The organism is Streptomyces sp. NPDC048637, assembly GCF_040650675.1.
Taxonomy (GTDB): Bacteria; Actinomycetota; Actinomycetes; order Streptomycetales; family Streptomycetaceae; genus Streptomyces.
Genome location: NZ_JBEZHQ010000005.1, coordinates 138,169 through 163,864 on the forward strand (window position 1 = coordinate 138,169; position 25,696 = coordinate 163,864).

The following is a 25,696-nucleotide window of genomic DNA, read 5'->3' on the forward strand; positions in this document are numbered from 1 at the left end:
CCTTCGTCTGCCTCGACCGGCCCTCCTGGAGGTCCGGGGCGTCCAGACGCTTCCCACCCGCTTCCGGGCGGCGGCCGCGCCGACACTTGTCCTGTCGCGCCCAGGCGTGGCCGCCGTCCGGAACACTCCCGGACACCCCAGGTTTGCTTCAACAAACCGTTGACGTTTGGTCGGGGCGCTTCTTACGCTCCCGACATGCGGAAGCCAACTTCCGCGCTCTCGTACGGAAGGTCACCATGTCGAAGCCCACGCTGCCGGCGCGCTTTCTCACTACGGAGGCTGGCGCCCCCGTCGCCGACAACCAGAACTCCGCCACCGCCGGCGTCGGCGGCCCGATCGTCCTCCAGGACCAGCACCTGCTGGAGAAGCTCGCCCGCTTCAACCGCGAGCGCATCCCGGAGCGTGTCGTGCACGCCCGTGGCTCCGGGGCGTACGGCTACTTCGAGGTGACCGATGACGTCACCGGCTTCACCCACGCCGACTTCCTCGACACCGTCGGCAAGCGGACCGAGACGTTCATCCGCTTCTCGACCGTCGCCGACAACCTCGGTGGCCCGGACGCGGCCCGTGACCCGCGGGGCTTCGCCCTGAAGTTCTACACCGAGGAGGGTAATTACGACCTCGTCGGCAACAACACCCCGGTGTTCTTCATCAAGGACCCGATCAAGTTCCCCGACTTCATCCACTCGCAGAAGCGTGACCCCTTCACGGGCAAGCAGGAGCCGGACAACGTCTGGGACTTCTGGGCGCACGCCCCCGAGGCCACCCACCAGATCACCTGGCTCATGGGCGACCGCGGCATCCCGGCCTCCTACCGCCACATGAACGGCTACGGCTCGCACACCTACCAGTGGACGAACGCCGAGGGCGAGGCCTTCTTCGTCAAGTACCACTTCAAGACCAACCAGGGCATCCGCTGCCTGGACGCCGAGCAGGGCGCCGAGCTGTCCGGCAAGGACCCGAACAGCCACCAGACCGACCTGCTGCAGTCCATCGAGCGGGGCGTGTACCCCTCCTGGACCCTGTATGTGCAGATCATGCCGGCGGCCGAGGCGGCCCAGTACCGCTTCAACCCGTTCGACCTCACGAAGGTGTGGCCGCACAGCGACTACCCGCTGCAGCGGGTGGGCCGCCTGGTCCTGGACCGCAACCCCGACAACGTCTTCGCCGAGGTCGAGCAGTCCGCGTTCTCCCCGAACAACTTCGTGCCGGGCATCGGCCCGTCCCCGGACAAGATGCTCCAGGGCCGGCTGTTCGCCTACGCCGACGCGCACCGCTACCGCCTGGGCGTCAACCACACCCAGCTGCCGGTGAACGCCCCCAAGGCGACCACCGCCGCCAACTACGGCCGGGACGGCCTCATGGCGGCCAACGGCTACGACCGGTACGCCAAGAACTACGAGCCCAATTCCTACAGCGGCCCGGCGGAGACCGGCCGGCCGCTCTCCGCCCCGCTCGCCGTCTCCGGCCACGTCGGCACCCATGAGGCCCCGGCGCACACCAAGGACGACGACTTCTTCCAGGCCGGTGAGCTCTACCGGCTGATGTCGGAGGACGAGAAGAAGCGTCTGGTGAACAACATCGCCGGCGGCCTCTCCCAGGTCGGCCGCGACGATGTGATCGAGAAAAACCTCGCCCACTTCCACGCCGCCGACCCCGACTACGGCAACCGCGTCGAGGCCAGGGTCCGCGAACTGCGCGAGGACTGACGGGAGGTCAGTTCCTTGTGCGTCCGTACCGGCCGGCCCGCTGAGGGGTGGCCGGCCGGTACGGAGAGGGAGCGCGGGCTCCCCGGCACACGGGGAGCATGCAGTGCGGTGGCAGCGCTCGCCCGACAGGAAGGGTGAGCCGCTCCCCCGCCGCGGAGCCCGCCTCCACCACTCCACCCCCGCAGACTCCGTCCGGCGGTGCGATGCCCTGTCGCGCCCGATCACTCGCGCTGTCGGACGGGAACCACAACAGGGCCCGGTATCCGTACGGTCACGGGTGCCGGGCCCTGTGTATGGGGGGGGAGTCGCAGGTACCCGAACTCTGTGGGGCGTCGCCGCTACCCAGCCCTATGGGGCGTCGCCGGCACCCGAGCCCTGTAGGGCGTCCCAGATACCCAAGCCCTGTGAGGCCTCGCCGCTACGACGAGGGCCTTGTGCGCCGCGGTGCGCTCCCTCCGTGCGCCGTGGCTCCCCGGCGTTCTCCCCCACCCGGGGCTCTCCGCGGCAATTCGGCCCCCTGCAACCGGGTTTGGAGAGACCATGGGGGCAGCAGCAGATCCGACCTGTCTGCCGCCCGATCTGCCAGGAGCCGACCATGGCCGACAGCGTGCCGGTGCGGTGCCCCACGTGCCGCCGCGAGAACGCCTTCACCCCGCCCACCTTCCCGTGCGCATGCGGTGCCCCGCTCACCCTGCCCGTGCTGCGCGGCGGAGTGCCCGTCGAGATACTGCACCGCACCTGGCAGGCCTCCTGGGTGGAGGTGCGCTGCGAGGTCTGCGGACGGCAGGACGAGTGGCCGGCACCGGAGTCCGGCTGCGCCTGCGGCACGGTCGTCCGGGTGCCCGTCGCCCCGGCGCCCACCCCGCCGCCGCCGAACTTCCCGTCGCCCGGACCGCCCGCGCGAAGGTCCGCGCCACCACCCGCCGCCGACCCTCCGCGCGCCGTCCTGCGGCCCGCGTTCCGCCCGGTCACGATCCGTACGGCCCGCGACTGTGTCACCGCCGCCGAGCAGTATCTGAAGTGGCTGGGCTACGCCGATACCGCACGGACCCAGGAGCGCACCGCCTCCGGGGTGGACCTGCGCGGGACGGGTGTGGTCGCCCAGGTCGACCCGACCACCCGCGCCACCAAGCTGCGCGAGATCGAATGCCTCTGGCTCAACGGCCTCAACGACTCGGCCATCGCCGTCTTCTTCTCCCTCGCCGGCTATGCCCGCGACGCCCGTGCCCGCGCCGACGAGCTGCACCTCCCGCTGTTCGTCATGGACCTCACGGGCACCCCGCAGCCGGTCAACGACCCGGCCGACGAGCTGATCAAGTACGGCGCGGCGGGGCGGTGAGCGGGGCGGTGAGCGGGGCGGTGAGCGGGCCGTCCGCGGCCGCCGTCGTCAGCAGCCGCAGCGCGTCGGCCGACGGCGACCCGGACTCGGCGTGATAGATCACCACCCGCTGCCCCGGGTCGTCCGGCAGCGTCAGCAGCTCGTCGGTCAGCGTGAGCGGCCCGACGACCGGGTGCCGGTAGGTGCGGGTGTGGGTCGCGCAGGTCCGCACCGGATGGGCCGCCCACAGCTCCCTGAACTCACCGCTCTCCCGCTGCAGTTCGGCGATCAGACCGGCCAGCCGCGGGGCGTCCGGCCACCGCCCGGCGATCAGCCGCAGGTCGCCCACCGTGTCACGGCACTTGGCCGGCCGGTCCGGGTACAGCGCCCGGGTGTGCGGATCGAGGAACATCATCCGGGCGATGTTCGGCCGCTCGGGCGGGCCGCCGGAGCCGTCGCCGCCGCTGTGCTCCGGCGCGTCGAACGGCAGATGTCCGGCGAGCAGCGCATGCCCCGCGCGGTTCCAGGCCAGTACGTCCACGAAGCGGCCGAGCACCAGCGCCGGAACGTCCCCCAGCGTCCCGATCATGTTCCTTACGGACGGCCGCAGTTGCTCGGCCGGGCACTCGGGACGTTCAGCGGCGCGGGCGGCCCGCCGTTCCGGCCGGGCCAGCCCGTACAGATGCCCCCGTTCCGTCGCGTCCAGACGCAGCACCCGGGCGAGCGCGTCCAGGACGGCGTCGGAGGCTCGGGAGCCGACGGTGCCCTGCTCCAGGCGGGTGTAGTAGCCGACGCTGATGCCCGCCAGCCGGGCCAGCTCCTCACGCCGCAGGCCCGCCACGCGCCGCCGGCCGCCGTAGTCGGTCAGCCCGGCATCCCGCGGTGACAGTCGCGCCCGCCGGGTGCGCAGAAACTCTCCCAGCTCCGGTGTCCGGTCCATGGCGCAAGTGTGCCGGGCGGGCGCCGGCTGCACCTGACAGGGGTAGGACCGGCGTTCCTCCCCTCAGCAGAGGGCTGGGTGGGCGGCCGGAGAACCGGCAGCATCGGCCCTATGAAGATCATTGTGATCGGAGCGACCGGCACCCTCGGCAGCGCCGTCGCCCGGCAACTGGAACACCGCGGCCATGAGGTCGTCCGCGCCGCGCGCCGCGGCCCCGTCCGGGTCGACCTGACGGACAGGGCCTCCGTCGACGCCCTCTTCGCCTCCGTGGGGGACGTGGACGCGGTCATCTGCTGCGCGGCGAGCGGCCGTCTGACGCCGCTGGACTCCCCCTCGGACGAGGAGTTCACGACCGGCCTGCAGGGCAAGCTCCTCGGCCAGGTCCATCTGGTCCGCCATGCGCTGCCCCATCTGCGGGACGGCGGCGTCATCGTCCTCACCAGCGGAGTGTTCGAGCAGCCCACACCGGGCGGGGCGTTCGGTGCCCTCGTCAATGCCGGCCTCGATGCCTTCGTACGGGCCGCGGCCATCGAGATGCCGCGTGGCCTGCGCCTGGCCGTGGTCAGCCCCGGCTGGGTCGCCGAAACCCTCACCGGTATGGGGCTCGATCCGTCCGACGGCACCCCCGCCGCCGAGGTGGCCCGCGCGTACGTCGCGCACCTCAACGCCCGCGCGCCGGACGGCCGGCGGCGGTGAGCCTCCGGGCGTCACCGCCCGCGAGCGGTCCACCGGCCGCCCACGGAAATCACTCGCCCCCGCCGCCGGAACCGGCGACACTGACCTCGTGATCATCCAGGTACCCGCCCTCGACGAACTGCCCGCGCTGCGCGCCATCGAGCGAGCGGCCGGGGAGCCCTTCCGCGGACTCGGTATGGCCTCGGTCGCCGACGACGAGCCGCCGTCGCCGGCGCAGTTGACGGCGTTCCAGCGGGCGGGGCGGGTGCTGGCCGCGTACGAGGAACCAGGGCCGGGCGGCGCGGGCCGCCGCCCGGTCGGCTATCTGCTCTGGGAGCCGGTCGACGGCTGTACGCACATCGAGCAGGTGTCGGTGCACCCGGACCGGGCCCACCGCGGCATCGGCCGGACACTCATCGACCGGGCGGAGCGGGACGGTGGCCCGGTCGCGCTGACCCTGACCACCTTCACCGAGGTGCCGTGGAACGCGCCGTATTACGCCCGGATCGGGTTCCGGATCCTCCCCGAGGCCGAACTCACCCCGGGACTACGGGCGATCCGCGCCCATGAGGCGTCCCTGGGGCTCGACCGCTGGCCACGGGCCGCGATGCGCCGCGAGCCCGGCCCACTCGGGTGCCACGAGCCGACCGTCGGCGCACCCCCGCCGCGGTGAAACCTGCGGCCGCGCGAGCCCACCACGGCCGCGGCCGGCTCCCGGCCGCGAGAATGTCAGGATGATCGACGCGAATGCCCTGCGGGCCGTCTGCCTGGACTTCAATGGTGCGAGCGAGGAGTTCCCCTTCCCGCGGCACCCGGATGTGTCGACCTTCAAGGTCGGCGGCAAGATCTTCGCACTGACCACACTGACGGATGCGCCGCTCACCGTGAGCCTCAAGTGCGAGCCCGAGCTGGCGGAGCGGCTGCGGGCGGCGCACCCCGAGGTGGTGCCGGGCTATCACCTCAACAAGCGGCACTGGAACACCGTTTCACTGGACGGAGACCTTCCCGACCGGCTCGTGCTGGACATGATCGAGGACTCGTACGACCTCGTCGTCGCCTCGCTGCCCAAGGCTCAGCGCCTGTTGCTGGACTGGCCCGGTGAGCGGCGGGCGTGAACCACCGCCCCCGGCCGGGAACCCGGCCACCGCTCTGGCCGCCCCGCCTCTCCGGTCCCGCTCGCACCGTGGCGTGGCCCGTCCGGCCACGCCACGGCACCCGGGCACCCGGGCCGGTCGATCTGGGGTACGTCCCGCAGGAGGCGGCGCGGCCCCGCTGAGCGCCCGCGCCCGGCACCCCGGGCGCGCGGTCACTGCGGCACCCGCCCCAGCTCCTTCGCCAGCCGCTCGCGCAGTTCGATCTTGCGGACCTTGCCGCTGACGGTCATCGGGAAGGCGTCGAGCACCACCAGGTGGCGCGGCACCTTGTAGTGCGCGAGCCGGGACCGGCAGTAGCGGGCCAACTCGTCCTGGGTGAGCGGGTCTTCGGGGTCGCGGAGGATGACACAGGCGGCGATCTCCTCGCCGTACTTCTCGTCGGGGACACCGACGACCTGGACATCGGCGACCTTGGGGTGGGAGTAGAGGAACTCCTCGATCTCGCGCGGGTAGACGTTCTCACCGGCCCTGATGATCATGTCCTTGATGCGGCCGACGATCCGGACATAGCCGTCGTCGTTCATCACCGCGAGATCGCCGGTGTGCATCCACCGGGCCGCGTCGATGGCCTCGGCGGTGTGCTCGGGGTCCGCCCAGTAGCCGAGCATCACGCTGTAGCCGCGGGTGCACAGCTCCCCGGGGGTGCCGCGGGGCACGGTCACCCCGCTCGTCGGATCGGCGACCTTCACCTCGATGTGCGGCAGCACCCGGCCGACGGTCGCGGTGCGGTGTGCGAGGTCGTCGTCGCGGCGGGTCTGGGTGGAGACCGGTGAGGTCTCGGTCATGCCGTAGCAGATGGAGACCTCGGTCATATGCATCTCGGCGACCACCCGCTTCATCACCTCCTCGGGGCACGGCGAGCCCGCCATGATGCCGGTGCGGAGGGAGGAGAGGTCGTAGGAGGCGAAGTCGGGGTGGTTGAGCTCGGCGATGAACATGGTGGGGACGCCGTAGAGGGAAGTGCAGCGTTCGTCCTGGACGGCGCGCAGGGTGGTGGCGGCGTCGAAGGCGGGGGCCGGGATGATGATGCAGGCGCCGTGCGAGGTGCTGCCGAGGTTGCCCATGACCATGCCGAAGCAGTGGTAGAAGGGCACCGGCAGACACACCCGGTCCTGTTCGGTGTAGGCGAGGGTCTCGCCGACCCAGTAGCCGTTGTTGAGGATGTTGTGGTGGGAGAGGGTGGCGCCCTTGGGGAAGCCGGTGGTGCCCGAGGTGTACTGGATATTGACCGGGTCGTCGGCGGTCAGGGCCTTTTCGCAGTCGGTGAGCCGGTGCTGCGGGAGGGTGGCGCCGGCGGCCAGCAGCTCGCCCCAGGTCCGGTCGCCGATGTAGACCACCTCGCGCAGCTCCGGGCTCTCGGTGCGTACCTGCTCGATCATCCCGCGGTAGTCGCTGGTCCTGTGGTGGGTCACGGAGACCAGGAGGGTGATACCGGCCTGCCGCAGGACGTAGGCCAACTCGTGGACGCGGTAGGCGGGGTTGACATTGACGAGGATCGCCCCGATCCGGGCGGTGGCGTACTGGACGAGGACCCATTCGGCGCAGTTGGGTGCCCAGATGCCGACCCGGTCGCCCTTGGCGACGCCCTTGGCCAGCAGACCGAGCGCCACCTCGTCGACCGCGCGGCCCAGTTCGGTGTAGGTCCAGCGGCGGCCGCTCGCCACCTCGACGAGCGCCTCGCGGTCGCCGAACCGGGCGATGGTGCGGGCCAGATCGGTGCCGATGGTATGGCCGAGCAGCGGCTGCTCGGCGGTCCCGCAGGCGTATGACAGCTCCGGGTGCTGCTGGCTCATCGGTGGTTCTCCTCCCAGTACTCGGCGCCGCCGTCGCCCTGCGCGGTGCGCTCGCGCAGCTCGATACGGCGGATCTTGCCGGAGACGGTCTTCGGCAGGTCGGCGAACTCCGGCCGCCGGATGCGCTTGCAGGGGGCCAGGACGTCGCGGGAGTGCTCGAAGATCAGCCTTGCGGTCTCCGGGCCGGGCGACCACCCTGCCGCCGGCACCGCATACGCCTTGGGCACGGACCGCCGCAGCGGGTCCGGGGCCGGCACCACAGCGGCCTCGGCGACCGCCTCGTGCTCCAGCAGGGCGCTCTCCAGCTCGAACGGGGAGATCGTGCAGTCGGACGCCTTGAACAGACCGCCCGTTTCAGGCAACAGATCTCCACCAAACCTCATCCGGAGATCACCCCGTCCCCGGACCTCAAGGGGCGCAAGCATCACTCCGCCCTCCGGGGGCGCCTCCCCCGGCACATCCACCCATGCGTCCATCAGCCGCTCCCAGAAGCCCGACGTCAGCCATCGCTGCCATACACCCGCAAGGTTGCCCACCGGAGCGTCCAAGCCACTCCAAGGACACCCGGTACGCACCTTGTACAGCGTGGCGTCCAGGGTGCCCCGAGGATCTCGCAGCCGCCTACCCTTTCGATCTACGAAGACAGGCTCGACCTTCGCCCATGCCTCGTCCGTCAACAGAGGAACGCGACGAGCACGCTCACGGAACCACGCACTGACGCCGTCATCGCTCCGCACCTTCCTCGGGGGTCCCACCCAGGAGGGTGACCTGGATCTCCAACAGGTCGAGAACCATGGCCTGTTGCTCCGGCCCCATGTCGCGCAAGCGGTGCCGGGCCAGTTCGACCAGCTTCTGAAGGTCACGCCCTCGCTGCGCGGCATCCTCAGCTTCCTGCCGCCACAACTTGGTGTCCTCCAGAAGCTGTACGGTGTGCTGCCGCTCCTTGGCCAACGTGAGAACTGCTTGCTCGATGGCGACCTTGGCATCCGGCTGCTTGGCAGCCGCGACCACAGCCGCCGAAATGGCAGCGTCGTTTGCCGCCACCTGCTTTTCCAGGTCGGCAATCCGGCGGGCGTAATCCACCTGACCCACCTGACCGAAATCGATCCAGTCCTCTGCCATGGCCACCAGACGGTCCGGGTCCTCAAGCGACGCGCAGGCTTCGTTCCACACCCTCCTCTCCAGCACACCGGCATTGATCTGTGCACAGTCGCATCGCTGTGCACCGGCATATTGCTGGTTCTTACCAGTGCAGCGATATGCCCGTCCGTCATCTCTGCCGATACGGCTGGTGCCGGTGTAGTGCTTGCCGCATGCCCCCACGATGCGTCGACTGAGGGGATGAATGGTGGCTTCCGGTACAGACCCGCGAACCGTGCGGGCCAGAGCGACGTTGAGGCGCTTCAGCTCCTCCTTCGTGAAAAGCGGCGGCAGCTGGATGACAACCGTTTCGCCGTACAGCGGCTTTCCTTCGTTGTTCAGTCACGTGCCCCGCCTACCGCTGTTGCTGGAAGGATCCCTGTGGACGCGAATTGCTTCTTGAACCGCGCGGCCGGTCAGGATATGACGCAGCGATCCGCGCGGTCAGTAGCCCTTCGTCGGGCGAGGAATCCCCTTCCTGTTGAACTCGTCCTCTACAGCGTGCGGAGCCACTCCTTCTTCGACGATGCGCTTCCACGCCTGATGCAGCAGAGGCGCCGTGTGTTCGTCATCCAGGATGATTCGGCTCTTACCGCGCTTCCCTTTGTTCTCGATGCGCCAGCCGTACGGAGCGACGCCGCCGGGATGCCCTCCCTCCTCGGCTCCTGATTGATTCGTGCGACAACCGCCTGCAACTCGCCGGCGACGCGCTGACTACGTCACGTGCTGCCGCCAACTACTCCGAACTGCGCCAGGCGTTGTTCTTCGGCTCCGCCCAACACGGCACCGAACCGCAGACCCGCCTCAAGCCCACTGCGCGAGTCCCTCCATCGCTCTCCTGGATGCCATTGCCGACGCTGAGCACTGACTGGCATCCACAGGGCGTTCGTCGGCGGTTCCGTAACCGCCAGCCGAAACGCAATCCGACGAGGCCATTCTGGACGGAGTTGAGAAAGCGCCGTGCGCTCCGGACCTGGAGCGACAAAGATGCCGCAGAGGAACTGTTGGTCTGTCCGGCCCCGCCCGCCGCCAAGAAAGTGAACCATCTTGAGGAACAAGCCCGACACCGCCGAGTTCGTCTCCGGCGGTACCCGCCACATCATCACCCGCGCCCAGGTCGAAGCCGCCGCCTCACGCCTTACCGCAGCACACAGTGCGACTTTCAGCCAGAACCGCGAGTGGTACGCCCTCGTCGGCACCGGCCTCCACTACGTCCTTGATCTGATCGCCGAGGCCACCGGCATCAACCCATCCGACGTGAGGACCGCCCGCCTCGCCCTCGACGCCCTGGGCTTCCCGATTGTGTGCTGGGCCTGGGGTGATCTCCTCAAGGCCGGCCATTCCAGTCACACCGCATCCGCATGAGGCGTCGAAGTGAGCGTGCTGTACCCGGAACCGGGCCACGTCGGCGATATGGAAATCCGGCCGAAATCCGAGAAGGCGCTGAAGGTGATGTCCACGGTCCACCGAGCCGCTTGGGTGGAAGCGATGGAGGAGGCGAAAGAAGACATCCTTAGTTAAGGCGTTGCGCTGTCCTGAAATTCCACACAACCGGCAGGACGTCACGTAAGGCTAAGGACAATCTGGCGATTATAGACGTTGACTCGGAGAACCGTTACGAGGAAGTCGTCGCCTACCTGGAGCCTCCGCTGCGGATCGTCGGGATCGGTTTCCGGCAGTCGGGGGAAGATCAAGCCTGAGAGGCCGTCGGCAACCTCTGCGAACACGCCAATCGGCCCGATGCGTGAGACGCGGACCGGGATGGTTTCACCGAGCTTATCCTGAGCAAACTCCAGCATCGGGTCCGGGATCAGAGCCTTGAGCGACAGTCGGATCGCACCGTGCTTTACCTCGGTGTCCAGCACCTGCACCGTGACGTCTTGGCCCGCGCGAAGGATTTTCGACACATCCTCCTGACGTTTCCATGAGATCTCCAGACGGTCGATCAGGCCCTCAGCGTCACCGAGGTCCACATATACCCCAAAATCCATGATTCCCGTGACGATTCCCTTACAGATATCGCCTGGCTGGATTTGATCAGGTTTGTTCCGAAATTCCATAATCCTCTTCCTCTGTTTGGCTCTGGCAAGCTCCACTTCCCGCTTCGACGTCACTGAGTCCTGTTGGAATACCCATCGATAGAGTCCCACCAGACGGGTTCACCGTCGATCAGTTCGTTGAAGCGAGGGATCTTATCCGTGGGCATGGCCCACTCATACTCATCCCTACCTCGCGAATTTATATGCGACTGCCGATACTTATCAGACGGGAATTCATCGCGAAATTCTGACTTCATGGTGTACTCCTAGAAACCCGGCTCGAATCCCCCTTCTCCCGCATACCGTGCAGCGACGACTTCGTCGTCACCAAGATAGGCCGTTCCTTGGTGAAGCTTGCCGTCAGCGCTACAAGTGGCTGGGTGCTCCGCCGGGTCCAGTCCCTCCCTGGCCGACTCGCGTCGGCCCAGCTGCCAAGCCGAGATGATCCGTCTGAGCGTGCGGGTTGCGAACATAGGTTCGCGGGTTGGGTCCTGCGGTCAGTCCCAGGAGGTCGGGCGAGAGTGAACGGGGCCGCGACCTGCGCGGCAATCACCTCTGCGGCCAGGATGCCGAGTTGGACCAGCGCGCCGATCTTCGCGCCCTCGATGAGGACCGCGACGCCGTCCATGGCGGTGGCCGCCATGCGGCCGCAATCGGCAAGACCCTTCAGATGCTGGCCGTTGATCTTGCCCCAGTGCGCGTTCAGCGCCTCGACTGCCAGTGAGCCGCCCGCCGAGCCCACCAACCCCTGGATAGCGGTGCGCGCTTCGTTCGCGCCTTCATCGATGTCGTCGGCGAACTCCCGCATGGCCGTCGCCGTCTCGCGGTAGTCGTCCTCATCCACATTCGGCCACGACACGCCGATGATGTCGAGAACCTCATCAGCCCACCCAGGCAGCACAACACCCACGACCGACCGCCCCCCGTAAAACACTTCTCAGATGATCAGATACCTGCAGGCGGGCAAACGGTTCCTCAAGTGCTCCATGAGTCGCATAGGGCACCGCACCCAGCCAAGGCCGCCGTGAGAGGGGCAGCATGCTGCTGATCACCAGCGCGAACCTGACCGCCTCCGGAGCCACCAAGAACATCGAAACCGGCGTCCTCATCCGCGGTGGTACCACTTCCGCCCGAGCGGTCGAGCACATTCGTCAGCTTCAATCGGCTGGCGTTCTATACCGCTTGTAGTGAGGCGGCTTGATAGAGCACCTGCCAGGATCCACGCTTTGTCACCAAGTCGCGCAGAGATCCTGCACGGTTTCATAGAGCTGGCCGACGTCAGCGGATCTCCTCATGCCCTCCAATTGCCCGCAGGGTTACTTCTACGAGGTCGACTCCGAGCTGAAGACCGAGGACATCACCGGCCACACCACCAACCGCGCGGTAGCCGCGGCGTTCGAGAGCAACTACCTCTCCGGCACCGCCATCGCCGTCCGCCCCGACGCCTACCCCCTCGGGGCCGACGGCTGCCTCTACCCACCGGACATCGCCGTCATCCGCGACATCCTCGCCGGCTGTGAGGGCACCGTGCGGTGGGGCGGTGACGCCAGCCGCCCTCGTCCCGGGAGGCCGGGGCCGAATCCGCATCCGCGGCCTGCGCACCTCCCAGTGAATCGTCCGCTTCGGGGCGGGTCGGCAGGATGTACTCCTGGCTGAGGCCCCGCCAGATGCAGGGGCACAGGGAGAGCCAGTGCCTCGTGCGGGACTTCCCCTGCCCTACCCGGGGGATACGCCCGGCGGGTGGCGACATTGGGTCTCGCGTAGGAGGCCGACCTTCAGTTGATTCCCCGGTCGAGCCCGGACCAGTACGGCTGGCGGAGCTTGAACTTCTGGATCTTGCCAGTGGCTGTGCGGGGGATGCTGTCGCGGAACTCGACCGACGTGGGTGCCTTGTAGCCGGCCATGTGCTGCTTGCAGTGGGCGATGATGTCGGACTCCTGAGCCGTCGCGCCCTCGGCGAGGACCACGAGGGCCTTGATGGTCTCGCCCCACTTCTCGTGTGGCACGCCGATGACGGCGACCTCGGCGACCGCCGGGTGACTGAAGATCGTGTCCTCCACCTCGATCGACGACACATTCTCACCGCCGGTGATGATCACGTCCTTCTTCCGGTCCGAGATCGTCAGATAGCCGTCGGCGGCGTCGATCGTGCCGCCGTCGCCGGTGCGGAACCAGCCGTCCTCAAGAGCAGCCGACGTCTCCTCCGGCTTGTCCCAGTACCCGTCGAGCACCGTATTCGAGCGGGCCAGGACCTCGCCGGAGTCGGAGATCTTCAGCTTGACACCGAGGGCGGGCAGCCCCGCCCGGGACAGCTTGCGCGCCCGCTCCTCCGCGGAAAGCTCTGCGTCGCCGGGCTGGGGCCGGTTGAAGGTGAGCAGCGGCGATGTCTCGGTGAGGCCGTAGATCTGCATGAACTCCCAGCCCAGCTCCTCCCCCATCCGCTGGATCACCTTGCTTGGGGGCGGGGCCCCAGCGCAGATGATGCGTACGCGGTCGCGGCCCGGGATCTCGCCCTCCCACATCGCCGCGGCATCCAGCACCATGTTCCACACAGCCGGCGCACCGCACATGAGCGTGACGCCGTGCTCATCCACCCGCCGCAGGATCTCCGCGCCGTCGACCTTGCGCAACACCACCTGCTTGACGCCCAGGCCCGCCATCACATACGGCATTCCCCAGCCGTTGCAGTGGAACATCGGCAACGTGTGCATATACACATCGCGCTCCCACACCCGGGTGTGCAGGGCGAAGGTCAGGCCGTTGACCCAGATGTTGCGGTGGGTCAGCTGCACGCCCTTGGGACGGGCGGTGGTGCCCGAGGTGTAGTTGATCGTCGCGGAGGCGTCCTCGTCCGGGTTCGGCCACGGGCGCGGCTCGATCCCGAACCGCATCAGCTCGGTCTCGGTCTGCTCGCCGAGCACGAAGCGGTGGCGTGTCTTGACGCCGGACAGTGCGGCGTCGAGTTCCGGGTCGACGAGGAGGACCGAGGATCCGCTCTGCTGGACCACGTATGCGACCTCTTCCGGCTTGAGGCGGAAGTTCACCGGGACGCAGATGCGGCCGCTCATCGGCACCGCGAACAGCAACTCCAGCATCCGCGCGGAGTTGTGGCTGACCACCGCCACCCGCTCCCCCTCGCCGACCCCGAGGGCGTCCAGCCCCGCCTGCCACGCACGGACTCGTTCGCCGAACCGCCCATACGTCGACACGGGCACCGGTGGGGCGGGCTGATGCGGCTCGTCGACCACCCCCGGGCTGTCGCGGAAACCCAGCTCGGCCCGGTCGAGGAAATCCGCGATCGTCATCGGTGTCCGCATGCTCTCTCCTGTGCTCGGATGGACCCGGAACAAACACGTCTGCAAGCTGAAAGGGAGTCCGGCAGTTGCCGCGGCAACAGCAGTTGAAGCAACAAATTCCGCGACGCCAACGGTCAAGCAGTCAGCCGCATTGGGAAGGGAATGCCCCCTGACTCGGACGCCTTGAAGACATCGTCAGCGCGTCCGACATAGGTGATCCAGCCGTCGCGGTCACGGATGCCGATGTCGCCGGTGCGGTAGTAGCCGTCGGCCATCGCCTCCGCGGTGCGTACCGGGTCGCCGTGGTAGCCGGTCATCAGGCCGACCGGCCGGGCGGAGAGGTCGAGGGCGATCTCCCCCTCGTCGGCCGGTGCGCCGCTGACCGGGTCGAGAAGGACGACGTCGAAGCCGGGGGTGGGACGGCCCATGGAGCCCGGCTTGACGGTCAGGCCGGGGGTGTTGGCCACCTGGACGGCGGTCTCGGTCTGTCCGAAGCCGTCCCGGATGGTGACGCCCCAGGACTGCCGCACCTGCTCGATGATCTCCGGGTTGAGCGGTTCGCCGGCCGCGACGATCTCCCGCGGCGGATGGCGGAGCGCGGACAGATCGGCCTGGATGAGCATCCGCCAGACGGTCGGCGGGGCACAGAAGCTGGTGACGTGGGCCCGGTCCATCTCCGCCATCAGCCGGGCCGCGTCGAAGCGGGTGTAGTTGTGGATGAAGACGGTGGCCTCGGCGTTCCAGGGCGCGAAGAGATTGGACCAGGCGTGCTTGGCCCATCCGGGCGAGGAGATGTTCAGATGCACATCGCCGGGCCGCAGACCGATCCAGTACATCGTCGCGAGATGGCCGATGGGGTACGAGGCGTGGGTGTGCTCGACGAGCATGGGGCGGGCGGTGGTGCCGGAGGTGAAGTAGAGCATCAGGGGGTCGTCGGCCCGGGTGGGCCCGCCCGGCTCGAAGGTCTCGGGGCTGTCGTAGGCGTCCTCGTACGCCAGCCAGCCGTCCGGCGCGCCGCCCACCGCGATCCGGGTGTAGTCGCCCGCCACATCGGCGAACTTGGCGGTGTCCGCGGCGCGCACGAGGACATGCCGGGCCCGGCCGCGGTCGATCCGGTCGGCGAGATCGGCGGCGCCGAGCAGCGGCGTGGCCGGGATGACGACAGCCCGCAGCTTCATCGCGGCAAGTGCCGACTCCCACAGCTCTGCCTGGCTGCCGAGCATCATGACGATGCGGTCACCGGCCCGTACCCCGTTGGCGGACAGCCAGTTGGCGGCCTGGTCGGAGCGGCGGCGCATCGCGTCGAAGCTCAGCTCGGTCTCGCTGCCGTCCTCCTCGACGAGGTGCAGCGCGGTGCGGTCGTTGCCGTGCGCGAGGGTGTCGAACCAGTCCAGTGCCCAGTTGAAGTGCTCCGGGCGGGGCCAGCGGAACGCCGCGCGGGCCGCGTCATAGTCCTCCCGGTGCCGCAGCAGGAGATCCCGCACCGCCCGGAACGCCTCGGTGGCGGCCGGTGCGCGGCCCGTCGCACCGGATTCCGTGTCCGTCATATGTCCTCCTCATTGCCGCACCGCTACCTGCCATCGTGTAGTCAGTGGCGCAGGTCTCACTACCCCCGAACGGGGGGAAGCGGAGGTTTCGGCGTGCGGCACGAGCCGGGTGCGAACGAGGCGGTGGACGTACGGGCGGCGCTGGCGCGGCTGCGGCGGGCCAGCGGCTGCCGGTGGCGTTCGGCGGTCTGCTGGCCGGTGCGGGGCTCTATCGCATCAATGAGCTCGCCGGTACGGAGACCACGGTGCTGCGCGGCCTGGACATCGTGCAGGGCAACGGGCTCGGCGGGAAGGCCGTGGCACTGTCCCGGCCGCTCGCGGTGACCGACTACAGCGCCTCATCGGTGATCAGCCATGAGTACGACGCAGCGGTGGCCGCGGAGGGGCTGCGATCGGTGCTCGGGGTGCCGGTGATCGTCCGGCGCCGGGTGCGCAGGCTGGCGCAGCGGGTCGGTGATCCGCTGCTGCGGCAGCAGCTGCTGGCGGCCTGTGGACGACTCGCGGCGGCCTCGTCACCGCGGCGCGCCGGTCGGGGGCGCTGCCGTAGGCCGCCGGGTGCGGCGGTGGGCCATGAGGGCCGGGCGGCCGCCGGCCCTTCCCAGACCGGTGACGGTCCCGGCCGGCCGCTGAAGGACAGCTCATTGACCACGCGCTTCATGCCGTAGGACTTGGACGGCCCGGCGACTTCCCCCGTGCGCTGTGCGGCATCACGCCACCATCAGTCGGTAGACGACCGCACAACTGGCCACCAGCAGAACGAAAATGACCCAGGCGGCGCTGGTCCACGCAACACCTTTTCTGACGGCGCCTACGCACTCGGCCAGAGCGATCACGGAGGCCAGCAGGCCGATACCACCGACCACCGCGGCGGTCACATACGCCCACGTCTGGTCGCCCAGGGTGTGTAACAGCAGCAGGGCGACAGCGAGCGGGACCACTGGCCAGGCATCACCTCGAACGGAGGCTTTGGTCTCAGACCGTGCGAGATGCGAAGTGTCGCTCATGTCTTCCTTGGGGTTTTGGAGGTGCAATGTTATGAAGCAGTTTCATACAGGAGCGCGGCCGGTGGAACAGTGAATCCCGCCAGCCGCTCATCACCTGCGGTGGCGCACTGCCCCGGGTGACTCACAGGCCCAGCTGTGGGTGGGTACTTACTTCCTGGACCATTACCGTCACTCTCTCGGCGGGGATCCGGTACGCGTCCACGAACGCATCAGTGGGGTCAGGCCCGCTCCCCCTGAGCCCGGCGGCGCTCCCCGGCGGGGCAATTCCCTTGCCGCCGTGCCGCCGCCCGGACATCATCCCCCCATGATCGATGCCACCGCACTCTCCGAGAAGCCGGTGCTCACCGGCGCCCGGGTCCGTCTCGCCCCGCTGTCCATACGGCATGCGGCCGCCTTTCACGCCGCCTGTCAGGACCCGGAGATGCGCCGGCTGACCGGTACCCACCATGACTTCACGCTGGAGGAGCTGCAGACGTGGTGCGCCGGCAGCGCCGACCGCGCGGACCGTCTGGACCTCGCCGTCGAGGACCGGGAAAGCGGCGACTTCCTGGGCGAACTCGCCCTGAGCCAGATCGATCCGCCGAACGCCCACGGGAGCTTCCGGATCGCCCTCGTCCCGGACGCCACCGGCCGCGGGATCGGCAGCGAGGCGATCCTCCTTCTCCTCGACTACGCCTTCGACCGGGTGGGCCTGCACCGGGTGCAGTTGGAGGTCTTCGACTACAACCCGCGCGCCCGGCGGGCGTACGAGAAGTGCGGCTTCGAGGTGGAGGGCCGGATGCGCGAGGCCCTCTTCTGGGACGGCGCGTGGCATGACGTGCTGGTGATGGCGGCACTGCGGTCGCGGCAGGCTGGGGGCGCGGGCTGAGGACCGGGACCGACCCCTCGGCCGGCCCGCGCCCACCGCTCAGCCGCCAGCCGCCCCTCAGCCGCTCCCCCCGCTCAGCCCCCCACCCCCTCAGCCGCCGCCCCGCTCAGTCGCTCTCCGCGATGAAAGGCAGCCACTCGGTCGCCAGCGCGGCGTCCAGGCGGCGGACCGCGCCCGGGGTGTGCTCGGTCGCCAGTCCGGCGTGGACGAAGTGCCGCAGGGGGGTGCCGCCGAGGTAGCAGGACGCCAACTCCCGTACGTCCAGGGAGAGATCGGGTGCCTCGTCGGTGGGATGCCAGGTGGCGCCCTCGGGGCCGGCGGTCAGCCGGAAGCGGCCCGCGTTGACCGGCAGGGCGGTATCGCGCAGATCGACGACGAGGTCGACGGGGGCCGCCCAGGAGCGGGCGGTCAGCGCGGCGTGGACGTCCACGAGCCGGATCCACAGGGAGGGTTCCTGGGCGGTGACGCGTACCTGGTCGCGGTCGGCGACGAGATACAGGAGCGGGTCGTCGGCGGGGCGGGCCGGGACCCGTACCGTCGAGGTGAGGTCGATCGCGGCGAGGTAGGACCACAGGGCGGCAGCGGCCGGTGCGGAATCCGCCTCCAGCTCCTCGACGGAGACGGTTCCGGCACGGACGTCGCCCGATCCACGGGTGCGGTAGACCGCGTAGCCCGCGGGCACCTCGCCGGGCGCACCCAGCACCACCACCCGCACCGCGCCGAAACCGTCCCGGTCGTCGCCGCCGCGCGCCCCGTCGAGGTCCAGCACCCCGTTGCGCCACCAGAACTCGTCGCGGACGAACCGGCCGGCGCGCTGCGGCAGAGTGGCGTCGTAGCGCGGTGCGAGCACGGCGGGCGCGTCGGCCGGGTCGATCAGCCGCAGCGGGCGGCTGTCGGGGGTGATGCGCAGCGCGAGCGGGCGCGAGGAGTCGATCTCGATGCGGAGGGACTCGGTGGCGGCACCGTAGCCGAAGCGGCCGTAGATGCCGCTCTCGGACGCCCAGAGGCAGGACACCGGCCGCCCCTCGTCGGCGCAGCGGCGCCAGAGCTCGTCCATCATCGAGGCAAGGACTCCGCGCCGCCGGTGCGTGGGGGCGACGGAGACGAAGTCCAGCACTGCGCAGGGAAGTTGACCACCGGGAACGGAGAAGTCGAGGCGGTGGGCACCGGCCACCCCGACCAGCCGCCCGCCGTCGTAGGCGCCGATGCGGGCGCAGTCCTGCAGCAGGTCCCGGTGGTATGTGCGGGTCTTGTCGGCGAGCTTGAGGTGGAAGGCGAGACAGACCAGGTCCATGGCCTGGTCGAGTTCCGACTCGGGGATGTCCCGGATATCCGTGGTCGTGCGTGCGTCGTCGTCAGTGGTCACCCGGGGACGCTAACCCGGCACCGGGTCAGCTTCACCCGGATTTTTGCCACCGCGGCCGACCCGGGTCGACGCCCACGACCCACGGCTCGTCAGGGTGTGCCGGGCTCCGCGCCGCGCTCGTCGTAGGCGGCGCGGGCTGCCGCGATTTCCGTCTGGTGTTCCTCGGTCCACGCCACCAGGGCCTGAATGGTGTCGTGCAAGGTGACGCCCAGCGGCGTCAACTCGTAGTCCACCCGCGGCGGCACGACGGGGTGGACGGTGCGGCGCACGAGGCCGTCACGCTCCAGCTGGCGAAGGGTGACGGTCAGCATGCGCTGGCTGATGCCGTCGATCTCGCGACGGAGTTCGGTGAAGCGCAGCACCCGCCGGTCGAGCAGGGCGATGGCGAGCAGCGACCACTTGTCCGCGACCCGGTCGAGGATCTGGCGGACCTCGCAGCCCTCGCGGACGTCCCACTGGCGCGCGTCGTTGTCGTGGTCGGCGGGGGCGGCCGCCTTGGTTCCCCCGGGGTGCGTCGGTGACTTCGAAGTGCCTTCTTCCATAGCTCTCCACGGTGCCGCACGATGCGGTCAGTAACAAGAGGTAACCGCCGGCGTGTTCAGCACCGGGCCGGCCATTGACGCAAGGAGCACTGTGATGTCCCGATCCGCCGCACCGTCCTGGGCGTTGCTTCTCGTCCTGTGCGGGGCGATCTTCCTGGAGGGGATCGACATCGGCATGCTGAATGTCGCCCTCCCGCCGATCCGCGCCGAACTCGGCCTGACCACGGGCGAGTTGCAGTGGGTGATGAGCGGATACGTACTGGGCTACGGCGGGTTCATGCTGCTGGGCGGGAGGGCCGCCGACCTGTTCGGCCGGCGTCGGATGTTCCTGGTGCCGCTGGCCGTCTTCCTGGTCTTCTCCGGGTTGGGCGGGCTGGCGACCGAGGGCTGGATGCTGATCGCCGCCCGCTGCGTGACCGGCGTGTGCGCCGCGTTCATGGCGCCGGCCGGGCTGTCGATCATCACCACGACCTTCCCGGCCGGGCCGCGCCGCGAACGTGCCCTGCTGGTCTACTCGGGCACCGCGGGCGGTGGCTTCTCGATCGGGCTGGTGGCCGGCGGACTGCTGACCGCCGCCGACTGGCGCTGGGTGTTCTTCGCCCCGATCGTGCCCGCCCTGCTGGTGCTGCTCGCCGCGCTCCCGCTCGTCCCGAAGGACTCCGCACCGCGGCAGCCCCGTCCGAGGGTGGATGTGGCCGGTGCGATCACCGTCAGCGTGGCGGTGCTGCTTCTGGTCATGACCGTGGAACGGGCCGCGCACGCAACGGCGTTACGGACCACGGGGACCCTCGTCACCGCCCTCGCCCTGCTCGCCGTCTTCGTCACGATCGAACGGCGGACTGCCACGCCCCTCGTCCGCCTGGGCATCCTCCGCTCCCGGCCGCTGGTGCGCGCCGGCGCCATGGGGCTGCTGTTCACCGCCGCCTTCTTCGGCTTCCAGTTCCTCGCGGTGCTCTACCTCCAGGAGTTCCGCGGCTGGTCGGCCGCAGAGACCAGCTTCGCGCTGCTGGCGATGGGCGCCGATGCGGTACTGGCGCCGACGCTCACCCCACGGCTCGTACGGCGCTTCGGGCACGCCCGGGTGATCGTCGCCGGTCTGCTGCTCGCCGCGCTCGGCTATGCGTTGTTCCTGCCGGTCGGCGCGGACTGGACCTATGCCGCGATGTTTCCGAGCCTGCTGCTGGTCGGCATCGCCTTCGCGCTGGTCTACGGGCCGCTGGCGATCGTCGCCACGGACCGGGTCGCGGCCGGTGAACAGGGCCTGGCAGGTGGTCTGTTGTACACCTCGTTCCAGTTCGGCGCGGCCTTCGGGCTGTCGGCGGTCACTGCCGTGATCACCGCCGCGGGCAGCGGCGCCCCCGCCACGCCGCTCGGCAGCTATCGTGCGGGCCTGATCGTCCCCACCGCGGCGGTCGTCATCGCCCTGCTCATCGGGGTGCTGGGGATGCGTGAGCGGCGGCCCGGGCGTGCGGTACGGAGCGGTCAGCGGGCGATCGGTTCCACCGAGCCCGTGGGCACCGGCGCCGGCGCCGGCTCCGGCACCGGCACCGGCTCCGTCACCCGGCCGGAGTAGGCGAATAAAGGCGATGGCCCCGGCCGGGTCGCAAACCGGACAGCGCCGGGCCCCGGGCCCGCTTGACGACGCTCCCCGATGCCCCGGCAGTCCTAGGGCCTGTCCGAGGGGTCGGGTGACGGGTTCACCGTCGGGTCGTTCTGTCTGGTGTGGGGCGGGGCGATCTGTGTGACACGGAGTGGGCTCGGTTGGAGCCGCACCTTCCGAATGTGGGACGAGGCGGGCGTTGGAAGAACCATCGCACCGTCATCAACGGGATCCTCTGCCGCCAGCGGACCGGCATTCCCTGGCGGGATCTGCCCACGCGGTTCGGGAAATGGAAGACGGTTCATGACCGTCACCGGCGATGGCCGGCGGACGGCACATGGGACAGGATCCTGCAGGGCGTCCAGGCCGATGCCGACGCTGAGGGTCGCATCGACTGGAGTGTGGTGAGCGTGGACTCCAGTGTGTGCCGTGCCCACCAGCATGCTGCCGGAGCCCGTCACCGGCCGGCACGGATACCGGGACGACGCAGTCGGCCCGTTCAGCATCGGCCCGACGAGGCGGTAGGCCGCTCACGCGGCGGGTTCACCACCAAGATTCACCTGGTGAGTGAAGGTGGCAGTCGCCCGCTGGCCATCCTGATAACGCCTGGGCAATGAGGTGACGCGCCGCAGTTGATCCCGGTCCTGGACCGTATCCGTGTCCCACGCCCGGTCGGTGGGCGCCCGCGGACCCGCCCCGACCACCTGTGTGGCGACAAGACACCCCATGCAGCTATCGGGTCAAGCAGCTGCTGCGAGCGGGGGCAGTGCCGGCGGGGCGAAGGCGATCGCTTCGTCGAACTTCTGGCGGGTCGTCAAGCAGTGGTGGAGCTGGCCGAGCATGCGGTTGAAGAGGCGGCGGAGGGCAGTGTGGTAGCGATAGCCGGTGTCTCGTCGGCGGTTGTAGTGAGCATGGGCTCCGGGTGAGGCGGTGAGCGCGGCGAACGCCCAGTGCCGGCCGGTGTCGGCCAGGCGGCTGTTCTTGATCCGGCGATGGCTGACACGGCGGCTCTTGCCGGATTCACGGGTCACCGGGGCGCTTCCGGCATAGGCCTTCAGGTCCCGGGCCGTGTCGAACCTGGTGCGGTCGTCACCGATCTCGGCGAGTATCCGAGCGCCGGCGAGCACGGCAAGACCGGGAAAGCTCGTAATGATCTCCGCGTCGGGATGCTGAAGAAAGAGCTCCTCGGTGTCACGCGCCAGGTCCTCACAGGCCCGGCAGGCCGCGTCGAGCTGGGCGAGCAGTGCGAGTGTCTGACGCCCCATCGCCGTCTCCACCAAGGCCGGTTGGCGCAGCGAGGGCCGGCGGAACACCTCAAGGAGCCGATCGGTCTCGGCCTCGATCCGGCGTTGGCGGCCGACGCGCGTGACAGCGGCCCTCAGCCGGCTGCGGGTGAGGCGGACGGCCTCGGCCGGGGTGGGAGCGATTGCCAGGATCGCGCGGGCCTCACGCGCCAGCAGCCGCTCCCGCTTGTCTGCGAACGCCTCGAGGATCGCGAGGTAGTACTCGCGCAGGTGCGACCGGAGCCGGTTGTGGGCTCGGGTGCGGTCCCAGACCGCATCCTGCTGGGCTCTGGCCAGGACGGCGATCGCCCTGGCCAGGTCGGAGTCATCCGGCAGCGGTCAGTGCTGCTGGGCGTCGGTCCGCAGGATGTTCGCCAGGACAAGTGCGTCCTGGTGGTCGGACTTCTTGCGGGAGACGACATGACGGTCGCGGTAGCGGGCGACAGCCATCGGATTGATGGCGTAGATCCGGCGGCCGGAGGCCCGCAGGCAGGCCACGAGGAGTCCGCGGGAGGTCTCGATCGCGATCGGGATCGGATCGTCCGGGCTGTCGCCGTTCTCGGCGAGCAGTCGCAGCAGGTCCTGGAAGCCCGCCGCGTCGTCGCTGATCCTGAGCTTTCCGAGCATTCGGGCATCGGAGTCGACCACTGCCACGTCGTGGTGGTCCTCCGCCCAGTCGATTCCGCAGGTCACGTGCATCACGTGCGCCCTTCGAGCCTTCGCTGTCCCTCGGCATCGAGCCGAGGCGGGACCACCCGGCGACCTAATAGAAGCGCTCGCTGGCGCACCACCCCATCAGCCGTCCGTGGCCCCAGCTGAGCCCAGGGTCCTCGCTCTCGTGAAGAGCTCCACGGCTCCGGCTGTTCGGGAGGTGGCCCTGGGGACGGCTCGAACTACGGCACGGTATGCCGACCGAATTCGACACGGCAGGGGCCGCGTATGCGTCCCTCTTGTCGAAGCGCTCCCAGGCGCTGCGTACAGACCAGACGTCTCACCCGACCCCTGCCAAGACTGGCCTAACGGCCAACCCACGGCGCCTATTAGGCGTACAGCTCCCGTAGCAATCGCCGATACCTGCGACGGAGACAGATCCGGCACACCATTCCCGAGCGCAGGGACCAGCGGGCCAACCGCCAACGACGTGGCAGCCATGGCGGTCGGCCCACCGGTTTCGACCGGGTGCGGTATACGCGCAGAAATGAGGTCGAACGAACGATCAATCAACTGAAGGGATTCCGCGCCGCTGCGACCCGTTTCGATAAGCGGGCCTATGTTTTTCACGGCACCGTAACTGTGGCCGCGGTCCGGCTCTGGCTCCGCTCATGACCCGCCGGGCAGTCCCTAGGGCGAGGGCAGCGGTTTCGCTACACGGTGTTCCGTGTGTAGTCGCTGTCGCGGAAAATGTAGATGGCGGTGCTGCTTCCAGGGATGGAGCAGGCGGCTTGGGGGACAATGAAGGGCGTGTTGGCCAGCGCCGGCCAGCCGTCCGAGGTCATCGCGGGTCCTTCGACGAGCTTGTTGTCGCGCATGTTGTAGCGCACATACCGGTCGTACCTGAACAGCAGGACGTCCGTAGCGCTCCCGGGAACCGGGCAGGCGGCTTCGATCCCAAGGGCGAAGACGGTCAGGACCAGCGCCGGCCAGCCCCTGACCACCAGGCCGGACTTGACGACCTGTTTGCTGACGGTGTTGTAGCGCATGTAGTCGGCCTTGCTGAACAGGAAGATGTCGCTGATGCTGCCCGGCACGGAACAGGCAGCGTCGACCTTGGAGGCGAAGTTGGTGCCGGCCAGGCCAGGCCAGCCGGCGCCGATACTCGTGGGCCCGGAGACGATGCGGTGGTTTGCGGCGTCGTACTTGACGTACTGGCTGCCCCTGAACATCCAGACCAGCTCGGGACTGCCGGGGTCGTTGCAGGCGGCGTCGATCCCGAATCGGAGGTCGGTGCCGGACAGGCCATGCCAGCCCGAGGAGATGTTGATGCGCATGCCGGAGGGGACCGGGGGTTCGTCACCCGTGTAACCGACGTAGAGGGTGAAGTTCCCCATACCGTCGTCGCTGGCGTCGAACTTCCAACGGAATTCACGGGTCGTGTAGTACATGGCGGCCAGGTCCTCGGGGCCGAAGGCGATGCCGCGCGAGAGCACCAGGTCGTCCTTGTTGCGCATCGCCTCCCAGAGTTGGGAGATGAAGCCCAAGGCGTCGACCATGTGGCCGTAGAGGTCCAAACCGGGGACCATCCCGGCGTAGACGCCGGTCAACGCCAGTGACGAGGCGGCATCGTTCAGGGCCTTGCCCAGCGCGGCGTACCACTCGCTGGTGGACTGGTCGGCTTCCCACAGCGTGATGAGGACCGACCCGCATCCGTCGAGGCGGGTGTCGAAGAACGACAGGCTGCCGGTGCGGTGGTCGCCGGAGATGGGGTACGACTTGCCCTCGGTGACCGCGCCGGTCTCTCCGGTACGGGTGGTGTGCTGGTAGCCCGTGGCGTTGGAAGCCGCGGTCCAGTAAATCTCGTCCCTCCCTCCCCCCTGGTCGCCGACCGCCTCGTCGCAGAAAAACCTGCGCCACTCCAGACGGGCCCTGAACGGCCCATTCATCTGCGCCCCGGCTTCCTCGTCATCCTTGCCGGTGAAGGCGGTGACGCCGTAGCCGTACTCGGCCAGCGCCGCAGTGAATTCTGGGGTGTCGACGTCTTCCCCCGCGGCGAGCTTGGCGCGGTCCACGACGGCTACGTTCGGCAACTCGGCGATCTGCGGCAACCGCTCAGCCAGCGCCGCCTTGTACTCCTCCGGGCCGAACCCCTCCTGAAGGCTCCGGGACACGACCGCCTGCGACAGAGCGGCCACGGACCCGCCCTCGGCCCGCTGTTCAAGGTAGAGCTGCCCGATGGCGAGCACTTCCTCCTCTCCCAGCACCCCGCACAAGGGCGCCAGGATGGACCGCTCCAGCTCAGTCAGCTCCAACCCCTGCCCCGCCCGGGCCGCCGCGTGCAGCCACACCCCGAACAGCACACTCTCCGCCCCGCCCCTGCGCAGCCGCGCCCCTTCCGCTTCCTTGGCGCCCACCCCGGACAACAAGGCCCGCCACTGCTCCAACCGCTGCGCCCGCGCCTGCTCTGTGCTCGATGCTTCGCTCATTGCCGCCCCCTATCGGGCCGACCGTACGGCCGAGGCATACGGTCCGACCGTGCAGGAGCCTAGGGCTGCATTGTTCGCATGTAATGCGTTTGCTCATAAAAGGCTGAAATCACCCCATACTGGTGAAAGGGTTACGGAAAGTCACCGCTTCAAACGAATCTCAACGAGGTGGCGCCCCTGCTTGATGCTCGCTCACCCCAGGGCAGCCGCAACAATTTTGGAGCGTCGGACGGATGGCGGTGACGGCGTGTGGATCCGCCGGACACGCCCTAGTGACCTCGG

At 69.1% G+C, this 25,696-nt stretch carries 21 protein-coding genes and 8 pseudogenes; 14 read left to right on the forward strand and 15 right to left on the reverse strand.

What is annotated here, in order from left to right; genetic code table 11:
• Window positions 1-251: 251 nt before the first annotated feature.
• On the forward strand, window positions 252-1,709 hold the full coding sequence (locus AB0C46_RS09875) for a catalase (RefSeq protein ID WP_362827441.1): 1,458 nt from the start codon (window positions 252-254) through the stop codon (window positions 1,707-1,709).
• Window positions 1,710-2,304: 595 nt separating this feature from the next.
• A complete protein-coding gene (locus tag AB0C46_RS09880; RefSeq protein WP_362827163.1) occupies window positions 2,305-3,048 on the forward strand; it encodes a hypothetical protein in 744 nt (247 codons plus the stop codon).
• On the opposite strand, the gene AB0C46_RS09885 is transcribed toward AB0C46_RS09880, so the two are convergent.
• Window positions 3,023-3,967, reverse strand: a complete 945-nt coding sequence (locus AB0C46_RS09885; protein WP_362827164.1) for a helix-turn-helix transcriptional regulator — start codon at window positions 3,965-3,967, stop codon at window positions 3,023-3,025. The genes AB0C46_RS09880 and AB0C46_RS09885 overlap by 26 nt on opposite strands.
• A 111-nt stretch (window positions 3,968-4,078) precedes the next feature.
• Here AB0C46_RS09885 and AB0C46_RS09890 point away from each other — a divergent pair, with 111 nt between their 5' ends.
• From AB0C46_RS09890 to AB0C46_RS09900, 3 genes are all read left to right on the forward strand, one after another.
• Window positions 4,079-4,663, forward strand: a complete 585-nt coding sequence (locus AB0C46_RS09890; protein ID WP_362827166.1) for a short chain dehydrogenase — start codon at window positions 4,079-4,081, stop codon at window positions 4,661-4,663.
• Window positions 4,664-4,751: 88 nt separating this feature from the next.
• Window positions 4,752-5,315, forward strand: coding sequence for a GNAT family N-acetyltransferase (locus AB0C46_RS09895; RefSeq protein WP_362827168.1), 564 nt, complete (start codon window positions 4,752-4,754; stop codon window positions 5,313-5,315).
• Window positions 5,316-5,376: 61 nt separating this feature from the next.
• Window positions 5,377-5,757 carry an MmcQ/YjbR family DNA-binding protein gene (locus tag AB0C46_RS09900; protein WP_362827169.1) on the forward strand — a complete coding sequence of 127 codons (381 nt, stop codon included), beginning with the start codon at window positions 5,377-5,379 and terminating at the stop codon, window positions 5,755-5,757.
• 191 nt (window positions 5,758-5,948) lie between these two features.
• On the opposite strand, the gene AB0C46_RS09905 is transcribed toward AB0C46_RS09900, so the two are convergent.
• From AB0C46_RS09905 to AB0C46_RS09925, 5 genes and pseudogenes are all read right to left on the reverse strand, one after another.
• Window positions 5,949-7,589: an AMP-binding protein gene (locus tag AB0C46_RS09905; RefSeq protein ID WP_362827171.1), complete on the reverse strand. Its 1,641-nt coding sequence runs from the start codon at window positions 7,587-7,589 to the stop codon at window positions 5,949-5,951.
• Window positions 7,586-7,933 (reverse strand): annotated as a pseudogene (locus AB0C46_RS09910) (AMP-dependent synthetase); the annotation flags it as partial. The gene AB0C46_RS09905 and the pseudogene AB0C46_RS09910, both read right to left, overlap by 4 nt.
• A gap of 141 nt (window positions 7,934-8,074) precedes the next feature.
• Window positions 8,075-8,344 (reverse strand): annotated as a pseudogene (locus AB0C46_RS09915) (transposase); the annotation flags it as partial.
• The gene (locus AB0C46_RS09920; protein ID WP_362827173.1) at window positions 8,313-8,762 is read right to left on the reverse strand and encodes a hypothetical protein; all 450 of its coding nucleotides are present in this window, start codon (window positions 8,760-8,762) and stop codon (window positions 8,313-8,315) included. The pseudogene AB0C46_RS09915 and the gene AB0C46_RS09920, both read right to left, overlap by 32 nt.
• Window positions 8,763-9,071: pseudogene (locus AB0C46_RS09925) on the reverse strand (recombinase zinc beta ribbon domain-containing protein); the annotation flags it as partial.
• 705 nt (window positions 9,072-9,776) lie between these two features.
• On the opposite strand from AB0C46_RS09925, the gene AB0C46_RS09930 reads away from it, so the two are divergent.
• Together AB0C46_RS09930 and AB0C46_RS09935 are read left to right on the forward strand one after the other, a co-directional pair.
• Window positions 9,777-10,094 (forward strand): hypothetical protein, encoded by a 318-nt coding sequence (locus AB0C46_RS09930; protein WP_362827174.1) that lies wholly within the window; start codon window positions 9,777-9,779, stop codon window positions 10,092-10,094.
• Between the two features lie 9 nt (window positions 10,095-10,103).
• On the forward strand, window positions 10,104-10,250 hold the full coding sequence (locus AB0C46_RS09935) for a hypothetical protein (RefSeq protein ID WP_362827176.1): 147 nt from the start codon (window positions 10,104-10,106) through the stop codon (window positions 10,248-10,250).
• 41 nt (window positions 10,251-10,291) lie between these two features.
• On the opposite strand, the gene AB0C46_RS09940 is transcribed toward AB0C46_RS09935, so the two are convergent.
• Together AB0C46_RS09940 and AB0C46_RS09945 are read right to left on the reverse strand one after the other, a co-directional pair.
• Complete coding sequence (locus AB0C46_RS09940; RefSeq protein ID WP_362827178.1) at window positions 10,292-10,789, reverse strand: S1 RNA-binding domain-containing protein; 498 nt, start codon at window positions 10,787-10,789, stop codon at window positions 10,292-10,294.
• A 232-nt stretch (window positions 10,790-11,021) separates the two neighbouring features.
• On the reverse strand, window positions 11,022-11,678 hold the full coding sequence (locus tag AB0C46_RS09945; protein ID WP_362827180.1) for a hypothetical protein: 657 nt from the start codon (window positions 11,676-11,678) through the stop codon (window positions 11,022-11,024).
• A 128-nt stretch (window positions 11,679-11,806) separates the two neighbouring features.
• Here AB0C46_RS09945 and AB0C46_RS09950 point away from each other — a divergent pair, with 128 nt between their 5' ends.
• Both AB0C46_RS09950 and AB0C46_RS09955 read left to right on the forward strand, forming a co-directional pair.
• Window positions 11,807-11,956, forward strand: coding sequence for a hypothetical protein (locus AB0C46_RS09950; RefSeq protein WP_362827182.1), 150 nt, complete (start codon window positions 11,807-11,809; stop codon window positions 11,954-11,956).
• 105 nt (window positions 11,957-12,061) lie between these two features.
• Window positions 12,062-12,424 (forward strand): hypothetical protein, encoded by a 363-nt coding sequence (locus AB0C46_RS09955; protein WP_362827184.1) that lies wholly within the window; start codon window positions 12,062-12,064, stop codon window positions 12,422-12,424.
• 119 nt (window positions 12,425-12,543) lie between these two features.
• Here the strand turns inward: AB0C46_RS09955 and AB0C46_RS09960 are convergent, their stop codons facing one another.
• Together AB0C46_RS09960 and AB0C46_RS09965 are read right to left on the reverse strand one after the other, a co-directional pair.
• Window positions 12,544-14,085, reverse strand: coding sequence for an AMP-binding protein (locus AB0C46_RS09960; protein ID WP_362827186.1), 1,542 nt, complete (start codon window positions 14,083-14,085; stop codon window positions 12,544-12,546).
• A 152-nt stretch (window positions 14,086-14,237) separates the two neighbouring features.
• Window positions 14,238-15,611 (reverse strand): annotated as a pseudogene (locus AB0C46_RS09965) (AMP-binding protein); the annotation flags it as partial.
• A gap of 93 nt (window positions 15,612-15,704) precedes the next feature.
• Between AB0C46_RS09965 and AB0C46_RS09970 the strand changes: the two are divergent.
• Window positions 15,705-16,045, forward strand: a pseudogene (locus AB0C46_RS09970) (helix-turn-helix transcriptional regulator); the annotation flags it as partial.
• A gap of 273 nt (window positions 16,046-16,318) precedes the next feature.
• Here the strand turns inward: AB0C46_RS09970 and AB0C46_RS09975 are convergent.
• Entirely contained in the window at window positions 16,319-16,549 is a 231-nt protein-coding gene (locus AB0C46_RS09975) for a hypothetical protein (RefSeq protein ID WP_362827187.1), read from the reverse strand.
• Between the two features lie 370 nt (window positions 16,550-16,919).
• Here AB0C46_RS09975 and AB0C46_RS09980 point away from each other — a divergent pair, with 370 nt between their 5' ends.
• Complete coding sequence (locus AB0C46_RS09980; protein ID WP_362827189.1) at window positions 16,920-17,483, forward strand: GNAT family protein; 564 nt, start codon at window positions 16,920-16,922, stop codon at window positions 17,481-17,483.
• 106 nt (window positions 17,484-17,589) lie between these two features.
• Here the strand turns inward: AB0C46_RS09980 and AB0C46_RS09985 are convergent, their stop codons facing one another.
• Together AB0C46_RS09985 and AB0C46_RS09990 are read right to left on the reverse strand one after the other, a co-directional pair.
• The gene (locus tag AB0C46_RS09985; protein ID WP_362827191.1) at window positions 17,590-18,849 is read right to left on the reverse strand and encodes a GNAT family N-acetyltransferase; all 1,260 of its coding nucleotides are present in this window, start codon (window positions 18,847-18,849) and stop codon (window positions 17,590-17,592) included.
• Between the two features lie 89 nt (window positions 18,850-18,938).
• The gene (locus AB0C46_RS09990) at window positions 18,939-19,391 is read right to left on the reverse strand and encodes a helix-turn-helix domain-containing protein (protein ID WP_362827192.1); all 453 of its coding nucleotides are present in this window, start codon (window positions 19,389-19,391) and stop codon (window positions 18,939-18,941) included.
• A 94-nt stretch (window positions 19,392-19,485) separates the two neighbouring features.
• On the opposite strand from AB0C46_RS09990, the gene AB0C46_RS09995 reads away from it, so the two are divergent.
• Window positions 19,486-20,964 (forward strand): MFS transporter, encoded by a 1,479-nt coding sequence (locus AB0C46_RS09995; RefSeq protein WP_362827193.1) that lies wholly within the window; start codon window positions 19,486-19,488, stop codon window positions 20,962-20,964.
• 149 nt (window positions 20,965-21,113) lie between these two features.
• A pseudogene (locus AB0C46_RS10000) lies at window positions 21,114-21,710 on the forward strand (IS5 family transposase); the annotation flags it as partial.
• A 21-nt stretch (window positions 21,711-21,731) separates the two neighbouring features.
• On the opposite strand, the pseudogene AB0C46_RS10005 reads toward AB0C46_RS10000, so the two are convergent.
• Window positions 21,732-22,973, reverse strand: a pseudogene (locus tag AB0C46_RS10005) (IS110 family transposase).
• 345 nt (window positions 22,974-23,318) lie between these two features.
• Here AB0C46_RS10005 and AB0C46_RS10010 point away from each other — a divergent pair.
• A pseudogene (locus tag AB0C46_RS10010) lies at window positions 23,319-23,600 on the forward strand (transposase); the annotation flags it as partial.
• Window positions 23,601-23,638: 38 nt separating this feature from the next.
• On the opposite strand, the gene AB0C46_RS10015 reads toward AB0C46_RS10010, so the two are convergent.
• A complete protein-coding gene (locus AB0C46_RS10015) occupies window positions 23,639-25,414 on the reverse strand; it encodes a hypothetical protein (protein WP_362827194.1) in 1,776 nt (591 codons plus the stop codon).
• Window positions 25,415-25,696: the final 282 nt, after the last annotated feature.